Raw genomic sequence first — 20,961 nt, forward strand, 5'->3', positions numbered from 1 at the left:
TTAATTTTAAGAACTTATGCGTCTTATTCTGCCGCTTCTTCAGCTGCAGCTTCAGGGCGATCTACAAGCTCAATGTATGCCATTGGAGCTTTATCACCTGCACGGAAACCACATTTAAGAATGCGAGTATAACCGCCTTGACGGCTCGCGAAACGTGGACCTAGTTCTGTAAATAGTTTTGCAACAACTTCGTTATCACGAGTGCGTGCAAATGCTAGACGACGGTTAGCAACACTGTCTGTCTTAGCTAATGTAATCAAAGGCTCAACTACGCGGCGTAGCTCTTTTGCTTTAGGCAAAGTTGTCTTGATAATTTCATGACGAACTAATGAGCTAGCCATATTGCTAAACATCGCTTTACGATGGCTGCTGTTGCGGTTGAGTTGACGACCACTCTTACGATGGCGCATGACCTAATCCTTCTAACTAATATCAATTAATCTTCAGCAATCGACGCTGGTGGCCAGTTTTCTAGGCGCATACCTAGAGAAAGACCGCGAGACGCTAGAACATCTTTAATTTCTGTTAAAGACTTCTTACCAAGGTTTGGCGTTTTAAGAAGCTCTACCTCAGTACGCTGTACAAGATCACCGATGTAGTGAATCGCTTCTGCTTTCAAACAGTTAGCAGAGCGAACTGTTAGTTCAAGATCGTCTACAGGACGCAGAAGAATAGGATCGAATTCCGGCTTCTCTTCTTTCTCCTCAGGTACACGTACATCACGTAGATCTACGAACGCATCAAGTTGTTCAGCAAGAATAGTTGCTGCACGACGAATTGCTTCCTCAGGTTCAAGTGTACCGTTCGTTTCCATATCGATAACAAGCTTGTCCAAATCTGTACGACCACCGTCACGTGCTGCTTCTACAGAGTAGGCGATTTTATCCACCGGGCTGTAAGTAGCATCAACAAGTAGACGACCAATTGGACGCTCATCTTCTTCTGTATGGATACGAGCTGAAGACGGAACATAACCACGACCACGTTCAACCTTGATACGCATAGCGATATCAGATTTGTCATCAGTAAGATGACAGATAACGTGATCAGGGTTAGCGATCTCTACATCACCATCATGGGTGATGTCACCTGCAACAACAGGGCCTGAGCCTGATTTATTCAGTGTAATAAACACTTCATCTTTGCCTTCGGCAACGCTTACAGCTAAACCTTTAAGGTTTAGAAGAATCTCAAGAATATCTTCTTGAACGCCTTCTTTAGTACTGTACTCGTGTAGAACGCCGTCGATTTCAACTTCTGTCACTGCACAACCTGGCATTGAAGATAGAAGAATTCGGCGAAGTGCATTACCTAAAGTGTGGCCAAAACCACGCTCTAAAGGCTCAAGAGTTACTTTTGCATGTGTCGAGTTAACTTGTTCAATATCAACTAGACGTGGCTTAAGAAATTCTGTTACAGAACCCTGCATTGTGTCCTCTCTTTTATTTAAACCTTACTTAGAGTAAAGTTCGACGATCAAGTGTTCATTGATGTCAGCAGATAGATCAGAACGCTCTGGGATACGTTTGTATGTACCTTCCATCTTGCTAGCATCTACTTCAATCCAAGTTGGTTTTTCGCGTTGTTCAGCAACTTCTAGAGCAGCCTTAATACGTGATTGCTGTTTAGCTTTTTCACGGATAGAAACAACGTCATTCGCCGAAACTTTGAATGAAGGAACGTTAACTACTTTGCCGTTTACTAGAATAGCTTTGTGGCTAACTAGCTGACGAGATTCAGCGCGAGTAGCACCAAAACCCATACGGTAAACAACATTATCTAGACGACCTTCAAGAAGTTGAAGCAGGTTTTCACCTGTGTTGCCTTTAAGGCGTGCAGCTTCTTTATAGTAGTTGCGGAATTGTTTTTCTAGAACGCCGTACATACGACGAACTTTTTGCTTCTCACGAAGCTGAACGCCAAACTCAGATAGACGACCGCGACGAGCGCCGTGTACACCTGGTGCGTTATCAATTTTACACTTGGTATCGATCGCACGGACACCAGACTTAAGGAATAAGTCAGTACCTTCGCGACGGCTAAGCTTCAGCTTAGGACCCAAATATCTTGCCATGATCTTTCTCCAATATTCCTAGAAACGAATTAAACGCGACGTTTCTTAGGTGGACGACAACCGTTATGAGGGATCGGAGTCGCATCAACAATGTTTGTGATACGGAAACCCGCTGCGTTTAGAGCGCGGATTGTAGACTCACGACCAGGACCTGGGCCCTTAACCATAACTTCCAAGTTCTTTAAGCCATATTCTTTGGCCATTTCACCACAACGTTCTGCTGCAACTTGCGCTGCGAACGGAGTAGATTTACGAGAACCGCGGAAACCACTACCACCTGCAGTAGCCCAAGCTAGTGCATTACCTTGACGGTCAGTGATGGTAACGATTGTATTATTGAAAGACGCATGAATGTGCGCGACGCCATCTGCGACTTGCTTACGAACGCGCTTACGAGCGCGAGTAGGTTGCTTTGCCATTGTACTCTCTACCTTATCCGATTATTTTTTGATCGGTTTGCGCGGACCTTTACGGGTACGAGCGTTGGTTTTAGTACGCTGTCCACGTAACGGTAGACTGCGACGGTGACGAAGACCACGGTAACAACCAAGATCCATTAGACGCTTGATGTTCATGGAAACTTCACGACGTAGATCGCCTTCTACAGTGTACTTGGCAACACCATCACGCAGCTGGTTGATCTGCTCTTCAGTTAGTTCACTGATCTTAACATTTTCAGCAATACCCACTTCAGCTAGAATAGCTTGAGAACGAGTTTTACCGATGCCGTAGATTGCAGTTAATGCGATTACAGCATGCTTTTGATCAGGAATGTTAATGCCTGCTATACGGGCCACTATTCACTCCTAGTATTTACAAAAAAGAAATTGTCACAGCAAAGCCCGTTGAGGATACGCTGCGACTTGCTACTTCTTTCACACACAAAAGGGTAGGCCGAGAATCATACTCGGCCTAGCCTAATTTTTCAAGTAAAAATTTCTGCTAATTAGCCTTGGCGTTGTTTATGCTTTGGCTCACTGCAAATTACACGCACAACACCGTTGCGCTTGATAACTTTACAGTTACGGCAGATTTTTTTAACGGAAGCACGAACTTTCATTGCTAAACTCCGTAAATCTAATCTAAAAACAATGGGTTACTAAACACTAGAAAACTAGTTATTAACGACTGTAGTTTTTAAGATTCGCTTTTTTCAACACAGAATCATACTGTTGAGACATCAGATGAGTCTGTACCTGTGCCATAAAGTCCATGATAACAACCACTACGATTAGTAGTGATGTGCCGCCGAAATAGAAACGAACGTTCCAAGCGACCATCATAAACTCAGGAATCAAACAGATAAAGGTGATATAAAGAGCGCCAGCTAGAGTTAATCTAGTCATAACTTTATCAATATATCTCGCTGTCTGCTCGCCTGGGCGGATACCGGGTATAAATGCACCGGACTTCTTCAAATTATCTGCTGTTTCACGAGGGTTAAATACCAACGCTGTGTAGAAGAAACAGAAGAAAATAATTGCTGAAGCATAAAGTATAGTATACAGAGGTTGACCTGGGCTTAACGCCAAAGAAACATCTGTTAACCAACCAAAGGTTGCACTCTCTCCGTTTTGACCTAGCCATTGAGCTAAGGTACCAGGGAAAAGAATAATACTTGATGCAAATATCGCAGGAATAACACCTGCCATATTAATCTTCAAAGGTAGATGAGTGCTTTGTGCTGCAAAAACTTTACGACCTTGTTGACGCTTCGCATAGTTAACGACGATACGACGCTGACCACGCTCCATAAATACAACAAAGTAGATAACAGCAAAGGCAATCACACCAATCAACAAGAGAAGAAGCACGTTCAATTCACCTTGACGGGCTTGCTCGATTGTATGTCCAATAGCAGCTGGTAGACCCGCAACGATACCTGTGAAAATAATCAGAGATATACCGTTACCAATTCCGCGCTCAGTAATTTGTTCACCTAACCACATCAAGAACATGGTGCCGGTTACTAAACTAATGGTAGCAATGAGGGTGAACATGGTTTGGTCGATAACGACCAGATTTTGGACCATATTCGGTAGCCCCGTTGCAATACCTAGCGCTTGGAAAGTCGCCAGTACAAGCGTACCATATCTGGTATATTGACTAATCTTACGTCGACCTGCTTCGCCTTCCTTTTTCAGTTCAGCTAGTGCAGGGTGAACAACAGTCAATAATTGGACAACAATAGACGCCGAAATATACGGCATGATGCCCAATGCAAATATAGATGCTCGAGATAGAGCACCACCGGAGAACATGTTAAACAGTTCAACGATGGTTCCCTTTTGCTGTTCGAACAAGTCGGCAAGTACAGCCGCGTCAATACCAGGAATCGGCACAAAAGAGCCAGCTCGGAATACTAAAAGTGCTCCTATTACGAAGAATAAACGCGCTTTTAATTCAGAAGTACCACTTTTATTGGCACTAAAATCTTGTCCTGGTTTTTTAGCCATCTGTACCTTTCCCTCGAAGATTATTCCTCGATTTTACCGCCAGCAGCTTCGATAGCAGCTTTAGCACCTTTAGTCACGCGTAGACCTTTAACAGTCACAGACTTGCTAATTTCACCAGAAAGAACGATTTTTGCAAATTCGATGTTCTTAGTGATGATGTTAGCAGCTTTAAGGCTGTTAAGATCGATAACGTCTGCTTCAACTTTAGATAGTTCGCTTAGACGAACTTCTGCGCTTACTAGGCTCTTACGAGAAGTAAAACCGAATTTTGGAAGACGTTGTTTCAAAGGCATTTGACCACCTTCAAAACCTGGACGAACAGTGCCGCCAGAACGTGATTTTTGACCTTTGTGGCCACGGCCACCAGTTTTACCTAGGCCAGAACCGATACCGCGACCAAGACGCTTCTTAGAAGGCTTAGAACCCGCAGCCGGTGATAGAGTATTCAAACGCATTTCTGATTACTCCTCAACTTTAACCATGTAGTGAACTTTGTTGATCATGCCGCGTACGCAAGCAGTATCTTCAAGTTCAACAGTGTGGTTGATGCGACGAAGGCCTAAACCGCGTAAAGTAGCTTTATGCTTTGGTAAACGGCCGATTGAGCTTTTAGTTTGAGTTACTTTAATAGTTGCCATTGTGCCTTACTCCGAAATTGCTTCAACAGTTAGACCACGTTTAGCAGCAACCATTTCTGGTGACTTCATGCCGCTCAGACCATCGATCGTTGCACGAACGATGTTGATTGGGTTCGTAGAACCGTATGCTTTCGCAAGTACGTTATGAACACCTACAACTTCTAGTACTGCACGCATCGCACCACCTGCGATGATACCTGTACCTTCTGCTGCTGGCTGCATGTAAACTTTAGAGCCTGTGTGGCGACCTTTCACCGCGTGGTGAAGAGTGCCTTCATTAAGCGCAACTGTAACCATGTTACGGCGCGCCTTTTCCATTGCTTTTTGAATCGCTGCTGGTACTTCACGAGCTTTGCCGTATCCGAAACCAACGCGACCATTACCGTCACCAACTACTGTTAGTGCAGTGAAGCTGAAGATTCGACCACCTTTAACCGTTTTAGAAACACGGTTAACGGCGATTAATTTTTCTTGCAAATCTTGAGCTTGTTGTTGTTCTTTAGCCATCGATCAACCCTACCTTAGAATTTCAGACCAGCTTCACGTGCAGAATCTGCAAGTGCAGCCACTCGACCGTGGTATTGGAAACCAGAACGATCGAAAGCAACATTAGAAATGCCTTTTTCGATAGCACGCTCAGCAATAGCTTTACCTACTGCAACAGCTGCGTCTTTGTTACCGGTGTTCTTCACTTGCTCACGGATCGCTTTTTCTACAGTAGAAGCAGATGCGATAACCTCAGAGCCGTTTGGTGCGATAACCTGAGCGTACACGTGACGTGGAGTACGGTGTACAACTAGGCGGTTTGCACCTAGCTCAGCAATCTTACGACGTGCACGTGTAGCACGACGGATGCGAGATGCTTTCTTATCCATAGTGTTACCTTACTTCTTCTTAGCTTCTTTAGTACGCACATTTTCATCTGCGTAACGAACACCTTTGCCTTTATAAGGCTCAGGCTCACGGTAAGAACGAATGTCAGCCGCAACTTGACCAACTAATTGCTTATCACAACCAGTTACAACGATCTCAGTTTGACTTGGGCATTCAGCTTTAACACCCGCTGGCAATTCATGCTCAACTGGGTGAGAGAAGCCTAGTGTTAGAGAAACAGAGTTGCCTTTAATAGCAGCACGGTAACCTACACCTTTAAGAACTAGCTTCTTAGTAAAGCCCTCAGTAACACCAACAACCATGTTGTTTACAAGTGCACGAGCAGTACCTGCTTGAGCATTTGATTTGAACACACCTTCTTTTGGTGAGAACTGCAGCTTGTTTTCTTCCTGTGCAATAACAACGTCGTTATTAATAACGCGAGTCATTTCACCTTTGCTACCTTTAACAGTAACTTCCTGGCCGTTTAATTTCACTTCTACGCCGGCAGGAATAACTACGGGTGCTTTAGCAACACGAGACATATCCTACTCCTTACGCAACGTAACAAATGATTTCACCACCAAGACCTGCTTTACGAGCAGCACGGTCAGACATTAGACCCTTGGAAGTAGAAACAACAGCAACACCTAGACCGCCCATCACTGATGGCAGAGCGTCTTTTTTCTTATAAACGCGCAGACCAGGACGTGATACACGTTGGATTTGCTCAATTACTGGTTTAGCTTGGAAGTACTTAAGAGTAACTTCTAGCTCTGGTTTTGCTTCGCCTTCAACAGCGAAGTCAGCGATATAACCTTCAGCTTTTAGTAAAGCGGCAATTGCAACTTTAAGCTTTGAAGAAGGCATTTTAACAGCAACTTTATTTGCTGCTTGACCGTTACGAATACGGGTCAGCATATCCGAAATCGGATCTTGCATACTCATATTAATTACTCCAAATGATTAAGTGGCAATTACCAGCTAGCCTTACGAAGTCCAGGAATCTCGCCTTTCATGCAAGCTTCACGAACTTTGATACGGCTTAGACCGAATTTACGTAGGTAACCGTGTGGACGACCAGTTTGGTTGCAACGGTTGCGCTGACGTGATGCACTTGAATCACGTGGAAGAGATTGCAGTTTAAGTACTGCATTCCAACGATCTTCTTCAGATGCGTTTACATCACTGATAGTTGCTTTTAGCGCAGCACGCTTTTCAGCGTATTGTGCTACTAGCTTTGCACGTTTAACGTCACGTGCTTTCATTGATTGTTTAGCCATAACAGTAACCCTTCACCTTACTTACGGAATGGGAAGTTAAAGGCAGCCAGCAGAGCTCGGCCTTCCGCGTCTGTGCTCGCTGATGTCGTGATAGTAATATCAAGACCGCGTACACGATCGACTTTATCATAGTCGATTTCCGGGAAGATGATTTGCTCGCGAACGCCCATGCTGTAGTTACCGCGTCCGTCAAAAGACTTAGCGCTAACACCACGGAAATCACGTACACGTGGAAGAGCGATTGAGATTAAACGCTCGAAAAAATCCCACATACGTTCGCCACGTAAGGTTACTTTACAACCAATTGGGTAGCCTTCACGAATTTTGAAACCAGCTACAGATTTACGTGCTTTAGTGATAAGTGGCTTTTGACCAGAGATGATCGCCATATCGCTTGCTGCGTTTTCTAGTAGTTTCTTATCGTTGATTGCTTCACCAACGCCCATGTTTAGGGTGATTTTCTCAATCCTAGGGACTTGCATGACGCTTGAGTAGCTGAACTCTTTGGTAAGCTCAGCGACTACAGACGACTTGTAGTAATCATGCAGTTTCGCCATAGTAGAACTCCAAATTACTCGATTTCTTAGTTAGAAATAGTTTCACCGTTTGACTTGAAGAAACGTACTTTTTTACCTTCTTCAAAACGGAAACCGATACGATCTGCTTTACCAGTAGATGCGTTGAAGATTGCAACGTTAGAAGCGTCAATTGCTGCTTCTTGTTCAACGATGCCACCTTGTTGACCTAGAGCCGGAACAGGCTTTTGGTGTTTTTTAACAAGGTTTATACCTTCGACGATAACTTTACCAGTTGCTAGAACTTTAGTTACTTTACCGCGCTTGCCTTTATCTTTCCCAGCAAGAACGATTACTTCGTCATTACGACGGATTTTAGCTGCCATTGAGACGCTCCTTACAGAACTTCAGGTGCTAGTGACACGATTTTCATGAATTTCGCATTGCGAAGTTCACGAGTCACTGGACCAAAGATACGTGTACCGACTGGTTGCTCAGTATTATCATTCAATAATACGCAAGCGTTACGGTCGAAGCGAATGACAGAACCGTCTGGACGACGAACGCCTTTACGGGTGCGCACCACTACCGCTTTCAGAACATCACCTTTTTTTACTTTACCGCGAGGAATTGCTTCCTTAACAGTAACTTTGATGATATCTCCGATATGTGCATAACGGCGGTGAGAGCCACCCAGAACCTTAATACACATTACTCTACGAGCGCCGGAGTTATCCGCAGCGTCGAGTGTACTTTGCATTTGGATCATGTTAGTGCTCCGCTAATAATTAAAACTAGACCCATCACGGGTCGGGCTGCCTCTACTTGAGAGGGTGCAGATAATAACACCCTTTCTCAGAAAAAGGTAGTCAAAAAATAGACGGTTCCGAAAAAATATTCCAGAACCGTCTAACTCATTGAAATAAAACTAATTAAATTTTAGCTTTTTCAACAACTTTTACCAAAGTCCAAGATTTAGTCTTAGACAGTGGGCGACATTCACGGATTTCAACAGTATCGCCTAGGCCACACTCGTTGTTTTCATCATGTGCATGTACTTTTGTCGTACGCTTGATGAATTTCCCATAGATTGGGTGCTTCACAAAACGTTCGATAGCAACAACAATAGATTTATCCATTTTGTCGCTAATTACACGACCTTGAGTCGTACGAGTAGTTTCGCTCATTATGCGCCTGCCTTCTCAGTCAAAACAGTCTTAACACGTGCGATATCACGACGTACAGCTTTAAGAGTGTGAGTTTGTTGTAGTTGACCAGTCGCAGCTTGCATGCGCAAGTTGAACTGTTCGCGAAGCAAATTCACAAGCTCTGTATTAAGCTCTTCAACGCTTTTTTCGCGTAGGTCTTGTGCTTTCATATCACATCACCTGCTTAGTTACAAAAGTAGTTTTAATAGGCAGTTTACGTGCCGCTAGGCGGAACGCTTCACGTGCCAACTCTTCAGGTACACCGTCCATTTCGTACATTACTTTACCCGGTTGGATTTGGGCTACCCAGTACTCTACGTTACCCTTACCTTTACCTTGACGAACTTCAAGTGGTTTTTCAGTGATAGGTTTGTCTGGGAAAATACGAATCCAGATTTGACCTTGACGCTTAACGTGACGTGTCATCGCACGACGTGCCGCTTCGATTTGACGAGCAGTAATACGGCCACGGCCTACTGCTTTCAAACCAAAAGTACCGAAGCTTACATCAGTACCTTTAGCTAGACCACGGTTGCGACCAGTCTGAACCTTACGGAATTTAGTACGTTTAGGTTGTAACATCTGTCGACTCCTTACTTACGGCTTTTACGCTGCTTCTTAGGCTTGTCAGCCTTTGGCTCAACAGCATTAGCGTCTGGCATACCACCAAGGATTTCACCTTTGAAGATCCAAACTTTAACACCGATCACACCATATTGAGTGTGAGCCGAAGAAGTTGCATAGTCAATGTCAGCACGAAGTGTGTGTAGTGGCACACGGCCTTCACGGTACCATTCAGTACGCGCGATTTCAGCACCGCCAAGACGGCCGCTTACTTCTACTTTAATACCTTGTGCACCTAGACGCATAGCGTTCTGTACCGCACGCTTCATAGCGCGACGGAACATAACACGGCGCTCTAGCTGAGACGCGATGCTATCAGCCACTAATTGACCGTCTAGCTCAGGCTTACGTACTTCAGCGATGTTGATTTGTGCTGGTACACCTGCAATTTTAGCTACAGCTGCGCGTAGCTTCTCAACGTCTTCACCTTTTTTACCGATTACAACGCCTGGACGAGCAGTGTGAATAGTTACACGAATGCTCTTAGCAGGACGCTCGATCACGATACGAGATAGAGACGCTTTTTTCAGTTCTTTTGTAAGAAACTGACGTACCTTGAAATCGCCGTCTAGGTTGTCAGCGAATTCATTGGTATTAGCAAACCATGTAGTATTCCAAGGCTTAACGATGCCAAGACGAATACCATTAGGATGTACTTTCTGACCCATTTGCTTACTCTCCTAGTCTGCGACAACCACAGTGATGTGGCTTGAACGCTTCAAGATACGATCCGCACGACCTTTCGCACGAGGCATAATGCGCTTCATGGTCGGGCCCTCATCTACGAAGATTTTAGCGACTGATAGATCGTCGATATCTGCACCTTCGTTATGCTCCGCGTTTGCAATCGCAGACTCAAGAACTTTCTTCACTAGAACAGCAGCTTTTTTGTTGCTGAAAGTTAGGATTTCTAGAGCTTGGTCTACTGATTTTCCACGGATTTGGTCTGCAACTAAGCGAGCTTTCTGTGGAGAAATGCGAGCAAAGTTATGTTTAGCGATAGCTTCCATCATCTACTCCTTATTTCTTCTTAGCTTTCTTATCTGCAGCGTGGCCGCGATAGGTACGAGTTGGTGCGAATTCGCCCAGTTTATGGCCGATCATTTCATCGGTAACGAAAACTGGTACGTGCTGACGACCATTATGGACAGCGATGGTCAAACCGATCATTTGTGGAATGATCATTGAGCGACGGGACCAAGTCTTAATAGGCTTCTTGTCTCCGCTTTCCACCGCTTTCTCTACCTTCTTCAGCAAGTGTAGGTCAATAAATGGACCTTTCTTGAGAGAACGTGGCATGGCTTATCCTCTTATAGATTATTTATTACGACGACGTACAATGTACTTGTCAGTGCGTTTGTTCTTACGGGTCTTAAAGCCTTTAGTTGGCATACCCCATGGAGAAACTGGATGACGGCCACCAGATGTACGACCTTCACCACCACCGTGTGGGTGGTCTACTGGGTTCATCACAACACCACGAACGGTAGGACGAACACCGCGCCAGCGGTTAGCACCAGCTTTACCAAGTTCACGTAACATGTGTTCTGCGTTACCTACTTCACCCACGGTTGCGCGGCCTTCAGATAACACTTTACGCATCTCACCAGAACGTAAGCGAATAGTTACATATGCGCCATCACGAGCAACAAGTTGTGCATAAGCACCTGCTGAGCGAGCTAGCTGTGCACCTTTACCAGGTTTAAGTTCAATACAGTGAATTGTAGAACCTACTGGGATGTTACGCATCGGCAGAGTGTTACCTGCTTTGATAGGCGCATCAACACCAGATTGGATCTGATCACCGGCTTGAATGCCTTTTGGTGCAATGATGTAACGACGTTCACCGTCTGCATACAGAACTAAAGCAATGTTTGCACTACGGTTTGGATCGTATTCAAGACGCTCAACTTTCGCTGGGATACCGTCTTTAGTACGTTTAAAGTCGATTACACGGTAGTGATGCTTATGACCACCGCCGATGTGACGTACTGTAATACGACCGTTATTATTACGACCACCATTTTTAGAGTTTTTCTCTAGAAGTGGTGCGTATGGCTTACCTTTATGTAGGTCAGCATTAACTACTTTAACTACGTGGCGACGACCAGGGGAAGTCGGCTTACACTTAACAATAGCCATGTTTAACTACTCCTGTTACTCAGCACCGCCAACGAAGTCAAGATCTTGACCTTCTTTCAAAGTTACGTAAGCTTTCTTCACATCGCTGCGACGGCCTTGGCGTAAACCTTGACGTTTGGTCTTACCCTTGTTGATAAGGGTATTTACATTCTTAACTTCAACTTCAAATAGCTTCTCTACAGCTGCTTTGATTTCTTTTTTAGTCGCATCTTTTGCTACTTTGAAAACGATAGTGTTCGCTTTCTCTGCAGCCATAGTTGCTTTTTCAGAAATATGTGGAGCACGTAGAACTTTTAGTAGACGCTCTTCACTGATCATGCCAGCATCTCCTCAACTTGCTTAACTGCAGCTGCAGTCATTAGAACCTTATCAAATGCGATTAGACTTACTGGATCAATACCAGCTACATCACGTGCATCAACTTTGTAAAGGTTACGAGCAGCTAAGAATAGATTCTCGTCTACTTCGCTAGTTACGATTAATACATCGTTTAGCTCTAGATCTTTTAGCTTAGCTACTAGATCTTTAGTCTTTGGCGCATCAACTGAAAACTCTTCAACAACGATTAAACGCTCTTGACGAACTAATTCAGAGAAAATGCTCTTCATTGCACCGCGGTACATTTTTTTGTTTACTTTTTGGCTGTGATTTTGTGGTTTCGCAGCAAAAGTAACACCACCTGTACGCCAGATCGGGCTACGAATTGTACCAGCACGCGCACGGCCAGTACCTTTTTGACGCCATGGTTTAGCGCCGCCACCAGATACTTCAGAACGAGTCTTTTGAGCACGAGTACCTTGACGAGCACCTGCTGCATACGCAACAACCACTTGGTGTACAAGAGCTTCGTTAAACTCACGTCCGAAAGTAGTCTCGGAAACAGTTAGTGCGTTTGCACCTTTAACCATCAATTCCATTACTTACTCCTAGACGTTATGCTTTAACAGCTGGTTTTACGATAACGTCGCCGCCGATAGCACCAGGGACTGCACCTTTAATAAGAAGCAGATTGCGCTCAGCGTCAACACGTACGATCTCTAGGTTTTGAGTCGTTACACGCTCAGCACCCATGTGACCAGCCATTTTTTTGCCTTTGAATACGCGACCTGGAGTTTGGCATTGACCAATTGAACCCGGTGCACGGTGAGACAAAGAGTTACCGTGGGTCATATCTTGAGTACGGAAGTTCCAACGCTTAACAGCGCCTTGGAAACCCTTACCTTTAGATGTACCAGTAACGTCTACTTTTTTGATTTCATTGAATAGTTCTACGTTTAGCTCAGCGCCAACTTCAAACTCTTCACCGTTTTCTAAACGGAATTCCCAAAGACCGCGACCAGCTTCTACACCTGCTTTCGCAAAGTGACCAGCTTCTGGTTTTGATACGCGGCTAGCTTTCTTGTTACCTGCAGTTACTTGAATTGCAGCATAACCGTCAGTCTCAACTGTACGTACTTGAGCTACACGGTTCGCTTCAACCTCAACAACTGTTACAGGGATAGAAACGCCTTCTTCGGTAAATACGCGGGTCATACCCACTTTACGTCCGACTAGACCAATCATTATCTCTTCTCCCTTAACCTAGGCTGATTTGAACATCAACGCCAGCAGCAAGATCTAAACGCATCAGTGCATCAACAGTTTTATCTGTTGGTTCAACGATGTCGATTAGGCGCTTGTGAGTACGGATTTCATACTGATCACGAGCATCTTTGTTGACGTGAGGAGAGACAAGAACAGTAAAACGCTCTTTACGTGTAGGAAGTGGGATAGGACCACGAACCTGTGCGCCAGTGCGCTTCGCTGTTTCAACGATTTCCGCTGTTGACTGATCGATTAAACGATAGTCAAACGCTTTTAGGCGGATACGAATACGTTGCTTCTGCATGAGACAGAGCTCCAATACTTAAAAATTACACAAACAATATCGCCACTCTAACTCGATAGATCGAGTGAATGTACGATTGATTCATGTGAACGTAGCATCCCTTTTGGACACATTGTCAGCCAATTTAATGACTGCGAACATAAGTCAGAGTGTACATTGTGAAGTTAGCAACTAAAAGTTTGTTAACTTCTCCTCAACGCTTATTGGTTCACAACTCACCTCATATCGGGCAAGTGGGGTGCATTATACGTACTTCTGGGAGGAGCGCAAGGCTTTTGTTGAAAAATACAGCAAATTAATTTGAATAGAATAAATATAGGGAAATAAGGTAGGCAATTTTGCGATAGACATAGAAAAGGGAAGCATACGCCTCCCCTTTCTTATACTAGCTAGGCTAGTTGTGCAAATTTATCAGCTATTAAGCGATAACTTTAGCAACAACACCAGCACCAACTGTACGGCCACCTTCACGGATAGCGAAACGTAGACCTTCGTCCATCGCGATTGGAGCGATTAGAGTAACGACCATTTGTACGTTATCACCAGGCATTACCATCTCAACACCTTCAGGTAGTTGGATGTCGCCAGTTACGTCAGTAGTACGGAAGTAGAACTGTGGACGGTAACCTTTGAAGAATGGAGTGTGACGACCACCTTCATCTTTCGAAAGAACATATACTTCTGATTCGAAAGTTGTGTGTGGAGTGATTGAGCCAGGAGCTGCAAGAACTTGACCACGCTCAACGTCATCACGCTTAGTACCACGTAGAAGTGCACCAACGTTCTCACCTGCACGACCTTCGTCAAGCAGTTTACGGAACATTTCAACACCAGTACAAGTTGTAGTTGTAGTATCTTTGATACCAACGATTTCAACTTCGTCACCTACTTGTAGGATACCACGTTCGATACGACCAGTAACAACAGTACCACGACCTTGGATTGAGAATACATCTTCAATTGGAAGTAGGAACGGTTGGTCAACAGCACGCTCTGGTTCTGGGATGTAAGAATCTAGTGCTTCTGCAAGCTCAACGATTTTGTCTTCCCACTCTTTCTCGCCGTTTAGTGCGCCAAGAGCAGAACCTTGGATAACTGGTAGGTCATCACCTGGGAAATCATATTCAGAAAGAAGTTCACGAACTTCCATTTCAACTAGCTCTAGAAGCTCTTCATCATCAACCATGTCACATTTGTTCATGAATACGATGATGTAAGGGATACCAACTTGGCGACCAAGTAGGATGTGCTCACGAGTTTGAGGCATTGGACCGTCAGTTGCAGCAACAACTAGGATACCACCGTCCATTTGCGCAGCACCAGTGATCATGTTTTTAACATAATCGGCGTGTCCTGGGCAGTCTACGTGTGCGTAGTGACGAGCTGGAGTATCATACTCAACGTGAGAAGTTGCGATTGTGATACCACGCTCGCGCTCTTCTGGAGCGTTATCGATAGATGCGAAGTCTTTCGCTACACCACCGTACACTTTTGCAAGTGTAGTACAGATAGCAGCAGTAAGAGTTGTTTTACCGTGGTCAACGTGGCCGATAGTACCAACGTTTACGTGCGGTTTCGTACGTTCAAATTTTTCTTTAGACACAATCGTGTTCCTTCCTAGTTATGATGAGTTTTGATCAACAGGATCAAAACACGCCAGAAATTGCTATTTTATGCGTCAACTCGCATCAACGCAATAGATTCGTAGCTATAATAACCAACTCTCTTGATCATTTCATGAAAAAGAGAGTTAATTGATTACTTTTTAGCTCATTTTAGATCAATTTTTTTCGATATGCGATCTTAAATCGATCCAAAATGACCTTTTACCATTAATTAACCGCGTTCTGCGATAATTTTATCTGCAACATTCTTAGGTACTTCTGCATACTCGGAGAATTCCATTGAGTATGAAGCACGGCCTTGAGTTGCAGAGCGAAGATCAGTTGCATAACCGAACATAGCTGAAAGCGGCACTTGAGCACGAATCACTTTAAGACCCGCATGCCCTTCTTCCATCCCTTCGATAATGCCACGGCGGCGGTTTAAATCACCAACCACGTCACCCATCCAGTCTTCTGGAGTGGTCACTTCAACCTTCATCATAGGTTCTAAAATGACAGGGTTTGCTTGGAGCGCACCTTTTTTGAATGCCATTGAACCTGCGATTTTAAATGCCATCTCACTTGAGTCGACATCATGGTAAGAACCATCAAATAGTGTCGCTTTGACATCCAATACAGGATAGCCAGCAAGTACACCATTGTTCATTTGCTCTTCAATACCTTTAGCAACTGAGCTGATGTATTCACGAGGTACTGCGCCACCAACGATTTCATCAACAAATACAAAGCCTTCGCCTTGCTCTGCTGGTTCAATCTTCAGCCATACGTGACCATATTGACCACGACCACCTGATTGGCGAACAAATTTGCCTTCAACTTCCGTTGCACCGCGAATAGTTTCACGATAAGCAACCTGAGGTTTACCAACATTACAGTCCACGCTAAATTCACGCTTCATACGGTCAACAATGATGTCTAAGTGTAGCTCACCCATACCAGAAATAAGGGTTTGACCTGTTTCATCATCAGTTTCAACGCGGAAAGACGGATCTTCAGCAGCAAGTTTACCTAAAGCAATACCCATTTTTTCTTGGTCAGCGGTTGAACGAGGTTCAACAGCGATTTGAATAACAGGCTCAGGGAACTCCATGCGCTCAAGAATCACTTTGTGATCTTGTGAGCAAAGTGTATCCCCTGTTGTGACATCTTTTAAGCCGATAGCAGCTGCGATATCACCAGCAAGAATTTCTTTTACTTCTTCGCGTTTGTTTGAGTGCATTTGAACAATACGCCCAAAACGCTCACGCTTTTGCTTCACTGAGTTGTAAACCGTATCACCTGAGTTAACTTTGCCCGAATACACGCGCATGAAAGTTAAGGTTCCCACAAATGGGTCGGTTGCAATTTTGAATGCAAGCGCAGCAAAAGGTTCGTTATCATCTGCGTGACGCTCGATTTCATTTTCTAGCTCATCCACGCCCTTGATTGCAGGAACATCAATTGGAGAAGGAAGGAAATCAATAACAGCATCAAGTACAGCTTGAACGCCTTTGTTTTTAAATGCACTACCACAAGTTGCGAGCACAATCTCATTGTTTAGAGTACGCGTACGTAATGCTTGTTTAATTTCAGCTTCGCTTAACTCTTCGCCTTCAAGATATTTATCCATCAGCTCTTCGTTCGCTTCAGCTGCTGCTTCAACAAGGTGGTTACGCCACTCTTCAGCAAGCTCTTGCATATCTGCTGGAATTTCTTCGTATGCGAAGGTCATGCCTTGATCGGCTTCATTCCAGTTGATAGCTTTCATCTTGATAAGGTCGATGACACCTTTAAACTCATCTTCCGCACCAATGTTTAATTGGATTGGAACTGGGTTTGCACCAAGACGATTTTTAATTTGGTCGACTACGCGTAGAAAATCTGCGCCGGCACGGTCCATTTTATTGACGAAAACCATGCGTGGGACATGATATTTGTCCGCTTGACGCCATACAGTTTCAGACTGAGGTTCAACACCAGAAGATCCACAAAAAACAACCACTGCACCATCAAGCACACGCAATGAGCGCTCTACTTCGATTGTAAAGTCAACGTGTCCAGGGGTATCAATGATATTGACGCGATGTTCGTCGAATTGTGCTTCCATACCACGCCAGAAAGTAGTAGTCGCAGCGGAAGTGATAGTGATACCACGTTCTTGCTCCTGCTCCATCCAGTCCATGGTTGCTGCACCATCGTGAACTTCACCGATTTTATGAGAAAGGCCTGTGTAGAATAGAATACGCTCAGTCGTGGTTGTTTTTCCTGCATCTACGTGCGCACAAATACCGATATTACGATAACGCTCAATAGGAGTTTTACGAGCCACGATTGTATCCTCTTACATATGAAAAGTGCCGCGAGATAAGCCCGCAGCACAAAAAAGTATGGTCATGATTATAACCATTACACTAGCAAAGGTAAATGACTTACCTAAGCTAGTGTTGTCACCTAAGCGATTAGCCCAGGTTTTAACATAGGTGTTACTACCAATGTTGGAGAGATTACCAACGGTAGTGAGCGAACGCTTTGTTAGCGTCAGCCATGCGGTGAACGTCTTCACGTTTCTTAACCGCAGTACCTTTGTTTTCAGACGCATCTAGCATTTCAGCAGCTAGACGTTGCGCCATAGATTTTTCACCACGCTTACGCGCAGCTTCAACCAACCAACGCATAGCAAGAGCGTTACGGCGAACCGGACGAACTTCTACAGGTACTTGGTAAGTTGAACCACCTACACGGCGAGATTTAACTTCTACCGCTGGGCGAACATTTTCAAGAGCTTCTTCGAATACAGCTAAGTGATCTTTACCAGATTTCTCAGCCATAGTATCTAGTGCACCGTAAACGATTTTTTCAGCAGTTGATTTCTTACCGTCAACCATTACGATGTTTACAAATTTTGCCAGCAGCTCAGATTTGAACTTAGGATCTGGAAGGATCTTACGCTGACCAATTACGCGACGACGTGGCATGGTATTTCTCCGTTGTCTTCTTCAGGTTATCCAAAACTTTTCAGTTTCTTCAAAATTACAATTATTTTTAGTGTTTGGCCTTACTCAACGCTATTTCTAAAAAAGAAATTAGCATTAAGACTTAGGACGTTTAACACCATACTTAGAACGACCTTGTTTACGGTCATTTACGCCAGCACAGTCAAGTGCACCGCGAACAGTGTGATAACGCACACCTGGTAAATCTTTAACACGACCACCACGGATAAGAACAACTGAGTGCTCTTGAAGGTTGTGACCTTCACCGCCGATGTATGAAGTAACTTCAAAGCCGTTAGTTAGACGAACACGACATACTTTACGTAATGCTGAGTTCGGTTTTTTTGGAGTAGTAGTATATACGCGAGTACATACACCACGTTTTTGTGGACACGCTTCAAGTGCAGGCACGTTGCTTTTTACAACTTGCTTTGCACGTGGCTTACGTACCAACTGGTTAATAGTTGCCATTAAATAGCTCCTGATTGTACTTGAAAGTAAGCTTGTGAAAAATCTAACCCTCAATCACTAAAACTAAATAGTAAGAATGAGGGACGCGAAATTCTATTCGTCTATGGGGAATGTGTCAAGAAATATACAATATAAAATGAAGTTTTTTTGATCAATTTATCTTCAGCAAGCCAAATTCGCTTAAAGCTCAAAGCGACCAAGTCAAAGATTGCTCATGCTGAGCAGTTAATTCAACAAAATCAGCATAGGCGATTTGTGTAACGTCTTGTCTCTTTGGTAAAGCATAAGCCTGCATATCGGATTCAAGCACATACAACTCATGTTTCGCCATTAGCTCGCAAAAGTCAGCTTTAAATAGTAAATAACAAGCTTCGCCCATCAAGACAAATGCATCATCTTGCGCTGCGTACTTCAATGCTTGGCTAGCTTTATCTCTTGCTTGGATAATATGTAACATAAAGACTCTCGGTGATATTCAAAGCGCTCATGAAGATTAAAAGCTGATTAACTTATTGCATGCTTGCCAATATTGACGGATCTCGGACTTGCCAACAAGCGTGGCATCAATAACTAAGTCCGCTTGTGTTAATCCAAAAGAGTTTAACGATGTCTCACAGACATAAATCTCTTCCACATCATAAAGCTCCAACAAACCAAAGGCTTTGATATAGTCTTTACTGCCTAATGCATCTAAGTTTTGGTCTTTTTTAAGCTGCAAGACACCATCACCAACAAAGAATACTTGGATCTCTTCAGTAAAAGCAGAAGTTGCAAGTAAAGCATCCAAGCCTTCGCGTCCAGAGGCACTGATATGTGGGAGCGTTTGAAAAACAAAACCTAACATTAGAAAGTCACCACTCTATCTTGCACAATTAATGCCTTAGCTAAACTGCCTAAGCCTGCCATCTCAAAACCTGTCGCAAGGTTGCTACTATCTAACTGATGAGTTGTTGCTTCTTGCTCGCTCACAAGTCCACGCCGCAGCGATGCCGCCACACAGACCTCCAGTGAAATTTGATGTTCAAGTGCAAGGCTTTGCCAAGCTTTGGTTAAATCAAACTCATCGTTTGCCGGTAAGTTAAGCTTGGATGCATGCTGCACACCGGCTTGATAAAAAAAGACACTTTTAAGTTGGTGCCCTTTTTCGATTAAAGCGCAAGCAAAATGATAAGCATGCAGCGCCTGAACATTTCCGTAAGGCGCAGCATTAATCACTAAAGTATAAGTTAGCACTTGGCTCACTCAGTTTCCCCTTCCCCGCCTTTGCGTTGACGGATATATAAGTAAACTGTGTGTTTAGAAATATTTAAACGCTCTGCGACACGGTTGATTGCATCTTTAATATCAAAGATACCTTTATCAAAAAGATCGATAACAATTTGACGATTCTTGGTGTGATTAGAAAGTGTTTTATCAGCATTCACTTCTTCAATCGTGCGCTCAAGCGTTTGATCAACAAGCTCTTCTACATCTGTTGCAAAGTTAACGTTAGACGCTGCTTTTTTTGCTTCTTCATTTGGCATGAAAGCTTGCAGGATTTGTGAGAATGGCGCATCTAAGTTGATATTAATACAAAGCAGACCAATTACTCGCCCTTCACCATTGCGGATCGCAATCGTAATCGACTTCATCAATACGCCGCCTTTTGCACGCGTAAAGTATGAACGAGAGAAGTTACGTTCTGAACCTTCGATATCTTTTAGCATTTTTAACGCAAGATCTGTGATTGGTGAACCAACCTGACGACCTGTATTCTCACCATTGGCAATCTTAATAGCTGAAGTGTTAAGATCTTCAAGTGAGTGCAGCACGATTTCACAATAAGGGCCAATGAGGCTAGCAAGGCCATCTACGACCGCCTCATAAGAGTTTAAGATGAAGTGATCTTGTGCATTAAAAGGTGTCGAACGCACTGAATCTATTTCTAATAATTCTTCTGTACTTGCAATACTGTCCACGTTGCCTCTTTAATTATCAAGTATTTTGGATATATACATTTATCACGATAATGCTAAATTCAATTATACTTGATTTTATCAAATATTTTGATAGTCACTAAATATATATCTAAGACTCTGTGTCATAAAAAACACACCAATTAAAAATATTTCTTTATATTTCAATGAAATAAAAAAAGCACCAGAAAAATTCCAGTGCTTTAATTTATATAATTTTTACAATTTAATTCAAAA

General features: G+C 43.7%; 36 protein-coding genes. All 36 read right to left on the bottom strand.

Translation table 11 applies throughout. From position 1 onward, the window contains the following. Positions 1–23: 23 nt before the first annotated feature. The gene (gene rplQ / locus AC2VOY_RS05315) at positions 24–410 is read right to left on the bottom strand and encodes a 50S ribosomal protein L17 (protein WP_491832814.1); all 387 of its coding nucleotides are present in this window, start codon (positions 408–410) and stop codon (positions 24–26) included. A gap of 26 nt (positions 411–436) precedes the next feature. Beyond that, positions 437–1,429, bottom strand: a complete 993-nt coding sequence (locus AC2VOY_RS05320; RefSeq protein WP_491832816.1) for a DNA-directed RNA polymerase subunit alpha — start codon at positions 1,427–1,429, stop codon at positions 437–439. A 24-nt stretch (positions 1,430–1,453) separates the two neighbouring features. Continuing rightward, positions 1,454–2,074, bottom strand: coding sequence for a 30S ribosomal protein S4 (gene rpsD, locus AC2VOY_RS05325; RefSeq protein ID WP_491832818.1), 621 nt, complete (start codon positions 2,072–2,074; stop codon positions 1,454–1,456). Positions 2,075–2,103: 29 nt separating this feature from the next. Continuing rightward, positions 2,104–2,493: a 30S ribosomal protein S11 gene (gene rpsK, locus AC2VOY_RS05330; RefSeq protein WP_101111171.1), complete on the bottom strand. Its 390-nt coding sequence runs from the start codon at positions 2,491–2,493 to the stop codon at positions 2,104–2,106. Between the two features lie 21 nt (positions 2,494–2,514). After that, positions 2,515–2,871 carry a 30S ribosomal protein S13 gene (gene rpsM, locus AC2VOY_RS05335; protein WP_390196534.1) on the bottom strand — a complete coding sequence of 119 codons (357 nt, stop codon included), beginning with the start codon at positions 2,869–2,871 and terminating at the stop codon, positions 2,515–2,517. Positions 2,872–3,020: 149 nt separating this feature from the next. Beyond that, a complete protein-coding gene (rpmJ, locus tag AC2VOY_RS05340; protein ID WP_000868186.1) occupies positions 3,021–3,134 on the bottom strand; it encodes a 50S ribosomal protein L36 in 114 nt (37 codons plus the stop codon). Between the two features lie 61 nt (positions 3,135–3,195). Then, positions 3,196–4,530, bottom strand: coding sequence for a preprotein translocase subunit SecY (gene secY / locus AC2VOY_RS05345; RefSeq protein WP_491832823.1), 1,335 nt, complete (start codon positions 4,528–4,530; stop codon positions 3,196–3,198). 20 nt (positions 4,531–4,550) lie between these two features. Then, complete coding sequence (gene rplO, locus AC2VOY_RS05350) at positions 4,551–4,985, bottom strand: 50S ribosomal protein L15 (protein WP_491832825.1); 435 nt, start codon at positions 4,983–4,985, stop codon at positions 4,551–4,553. A 6-nt stretch (positions 4,986–4,991) separates the two neighbouring features. Further along, positions 4,992–5,168, bottom strand: coding sequence for a 50S ribosomal protein L30 (gene rpmD, locus AC2VOY_RS05355; RefSeq protein WP_491832827.1), 177 nt, complete (start codon positions 5,166–5,168; stop codon positions 4,992–4,994). A gap of 6 nt (positions 5,169–5,174) precedes the next feature. Next, a complete protein-coding gene (gene rpsE, locus AC2VOY_RS05360; RefSeq protein ID WP_491832829.1) occupies positions 5,175–5,675 on the bottom strand; it encodes a 30S ribosomal protein S5 in 501 nt (166 codons plus the stop codon). Positions 5,676–5,689: 14 nt separating this feature from the next. Continuing rightward, positions 5,690–6,043: a 50S ribosomal protein L18 gene (rplR, locus tag AC2VOY_RS05365; protein ID WP_491832831.1), complete on the bottom strand. Its 354-nt coding sequence runs from the start codon at positions 6,041–6,043 to the stop codon at positions 5,690–5,692. 9 nt (positions 6,044–6,052) lie between these two features. Beyond that, a complete protein-coding gene (gene rplF, locus AC2VOY_RS05370; RefSeq protein ID WP_491832833.1) occupies positions 6,053–6,586 on the bottom strand; it encodes a 50S ribosomal protein L6 in 534 nt (177 codons plus the stop codon). A 10-nt stretch (positions 6,587–6,596) separates the two neighbouring features. Then, entirely contained in the window at positions 6,597–6,989 is a 393-nt protein-coding gene (gene rpsH / locus AC2VOY_RS05375) for a 30S ribosomal protein S8 (protein ID WP_491832835.1), read from the bottom strand. A 29-nt stretch (positions 6,990–7,018) separates the two neighbouring features. After that, on the bottom strand, positions 7,019–7,324 hold the full coding sequence (gene rpsN / locus AC2VOY_RS05380) for a 30S ribosomal protein S14 (RefSeq protein ID WP_491832837.1): 306 nt from the start codon (positions 7,322–7,324) through the stop codon (positions 7,019–7,021). A gap of 17 nt (positions 7,325–7,341) precedes the next feature. Next, positions 7,342–7,881 carry a 50S ribosomal protein L5 gene (gene rplE, locus AC2VOY_RS05385; protein WP_491832838.1) on the bottom strand — a complete coding sequence of 180 codons (540 nt, stop codon included), beginning with the start codon at positions 7,879–7,881 and terminating at the stop codon, positions 7,342–7,344. A gap of 26 nt (positions 7,882–7,907) precedes the next feature. After that, entirely contained in the window at positions 7,908–8,225 is a 318-nt protein-coding gene (rplX, locus tag AC2VOY_RS05390) for a 50S ribosomal protein L24 (protein WP_491832840.1), read from the bottom strand. A gap of 11 nt (positions 8,226–8,236) precedes the next feature. Then, a complete protein-coding gene (gene rplN / locus AC2VOY_RS05395) occupies positions 8,237–8,608 on the bottom strand; it encodes a 50S ribosomal protein L14 (protein ID WP_017026385.1) in 372 nt (123 codons plus the stop codon). A gap of 163 nt (positions 8,609–8,771) precedes the next feature. Then, entirely contained in the window at positions 8,772–9,026 is a 255-nt protein-coding gene (gene rpsQ / locus AC2VOY_RS05400) for a 30S ribosomal protein S17 (RefSeq protein WP_491832842.1), read from the bottom strand. After that, positions 9,026–9,217 (bottom strand): 50S ribosomal protein L29, encoded by a 192-nt coding sequence (rpmC, locus tag AC2VOY_RS05405; protein WP_491832844.1) that lies wholly within the window; start codon positions 9,215–9,217, stop codon positions 9,026–9,028. The genes rpsQ and rpmC overlap by 1 nt, the downstream gene beginning before the upstream one ends. 1 nt (position 9,218) lies before the next feature. Next, positions 9,219–9,629 (bottom strand): 50S ribosomal protein L16, encoded by a 411-nt coding sequence (gene rplP, locus AC2VOY_RS05410; RefSeq protein ID WP_084888990.1) that lies wholly within the window; start codon positions 9,627–9,629, stop codon positions 9,219–9,221. A gap of 11 nt (positions 9,630–9,640) precedes the next feature. Next, positions 9,641–10,339: a 30S ribosomal protein S3 gene (gene rpsC / locus AC2VOY_RS05415; protein ID WP_491832846.1), complete on the bottom strand. Its 699-nt coding sequence runs from the start codon at positions 10,337–10,339 to the stop codon at positions 9,641–9,643. A 12-nt stretch (positions 10,340–10,351) separates the two neighbouring features. Then, positions 10,352–10,681, bottom strand: a complete 330-nt coding sequence (gene rplV / locus AC2VOY_RS05420; protein ID WP_491832848.1) for a 50S ribosomal protein L22 — start codon at positions 10,679–10,681, stop codon at positions 10,352–10,354. 10 nt (positions 10,682–10,691) lie between these two features. Next, the gene (gene rpsS, locus AC2VOY_RS05425) at positions 10,692–10,970 is read right to left on the bottom strand and encodes a 30S ribosomal protein S19 (protein ID WP_073579722.1); all 279 of its coding nucleotides are present in this window, start codon (positions 10,968–10,970) and stop codon (positions 10,692–10,694) included. An 18-nt stretch (positions 10,971–10,988) separates the two neighbouring features. Further along, the gene (rplB, locus tag AC2VOY_RS05430; protein ID WP_491832851.1) at positions 10,989–11,813 is read right to left on the bottom strand and encodes a 50S ribosomal protein L2; all 825 of its coding nucleotides are present in this window, start codon (positions 11,811–11,813) and stop codon (positions 10,989–10,991) included. Between the two features lie 15 nt (positions 11,814–11,828). Continuing rightward, complete coding sequence (gene rplW, locus AC2VOY_RS05435) at positions 11,829–12,131, bottom strand: 50S ribosomal protein L23 (protein ID WP_491832852.1); 303 nt, start codon at positions 12,129–12,131, stop codon at positions 11,829–11,831. Next, positions 12,128–12,730: a 50S ribosomal protein L4 gene (rplD, locus tag AC2VOY_RS05440; protein WP_491832854.1), complete on the bottom strand. Its 603-nt coding sequence runs from the start codon at positions 12,728–12,730 to the stop codon at positions 12,128–12,130. Before rplD ends, rplW begins: the two co-directional genes overlap by 4 nt. 16 nt (positions 12,731–12,746) lie before the next feature. Beyond that, positions 12,747–13,376: a 50S ribosomal protein L3 gene (gene rplC / locus AC2VOY_RS05445; RefSeq protein ID WP_491832856.1), complete on the bottom strand. Its 630-nt coding sequence runs from the start codon at positions 13,374–13,376 to the stop codon at positions 12,747–12,749. Positions 13,377–13,389: 13 nt separating this feature from the next. Next, positions 13,390–13,701: a 30S ribosomal protein S10 gene (gene rpsJ, locus AC2VOY_RS05450; protein ID WP_491832858.1), complete on the bottom strand. Its 312-nt coding sequence runs from the start codon at positions 13,699–13,701 to the stop codon at positions 13,390–13,392. A gap of 418 nt (positions 13,702–14,119) precedes the next feature. Beyond that, positions 14,120–15,304 carry an elongation factor Tu gene (gene tuf, locus AC2VOY_RS05455; protein ID WP_491832860.1) on the bottom strand — a complete coding sequence of 395 codons (1,185 nt, stop codon included), beginning with the start codon at positions 15,302–15,304 and terminating at the stop codon, positions 14,120–14,122. Positions 15,305–15,537: 233 nt separating this feature from the next. Further along, the gene (gene fusA, locus AC2VOY_RS05460) at positions 15,538–17,634 is read right to left on the bottom strand and encodes an elongation factor G (RefSeq protein ID WP_491832862.1); all 2,097 of its coding nucleotides are present in this window, start codon (positions 17,632–17,634) and stop codon (positions 15,538–15,540) included. A gap of 175 nt (positions 17,635–17,809) precedes the next feature. Continuing rightward, a complete protein-coding gene (gene rpsG, locus AC2VOY_RS05465; protein ID WP_252021286.1) occupies positions 17,810–18,280 on the bottom strand; it encodes a 30S ribosomal protein S7 in 471 nt (156 codons plus the stop codon). A 114-nt stretch (positions 18,281–18,394) separates the two neighbouring features. Continuing rightward, the gene (gene rpsL / locus AC2VOY_RS05470) at positions 18,395–18,769 is read right to left on the bottom strand and encodes a 30S ribosomal protein S12 (protein ID WP_004399892.1); all 375 of its coding nucleotides are present in this window, start codon (positions 18,767–18,769) and stop codon (positions 18,395–18,397) included. A gap of 187 nt (positions 18,770–18,956) precedes the next feature. Next, positions 18,957–19,226, bottom strand: coding sequence for a sulfurtransferase complex subunit TusB (gene tusB / locus AC2VOY_RS05475; protein WP_491832865.1), 270 nt, complete (start codon positions 19,224–19,226; stop codon positions 18,957–18,959). 36 nt (positions 19,227–19,262) lie between these two features. Further along, positions 19,263–19,613: a sulfurtransferase complex subunit TusC gene (tusC, locus tag AC2VOY_RS05480; protein ID WP_491832866.1), complete on the bottom strand. Its 351-nt coding sequence runs from the start codon at positions 19,611–19,613 to the stop codon at positions 19,263–19,265. Continuing rightward, complete coding sequence (gene tusD / locus AC2VOY_RS05485; RefSeq protein WP_491832868.1) at positions 19,613–20,011, bottom strand: sulfurtransferase complex subunit TusD; 399 nt, start codon at positions 20,009–20,011, stop codon at positions 19,613–19,615. The genes tusC and tusD overlap by 1 nt, the downstream gene beginning before the upstream one ends. After that, entirely contained in the window at positions 20,008–20,727 is a 720-nt protein-coding gene (locus AC2VOY_RS05490; protein ID WP_491832870.1) for a helix-turn-helix transcriptional regulator, read from the bottom strand. Before AC2VOY_RS05490 ends, tusD begins: the two co-directional genes overlap by 4 nt. Positions 20,728–20,961 lie beyond the last annotated feature (234 nt).

The organism is Vibrio sp. KMM 9700 (assembly GCF_058545285.1).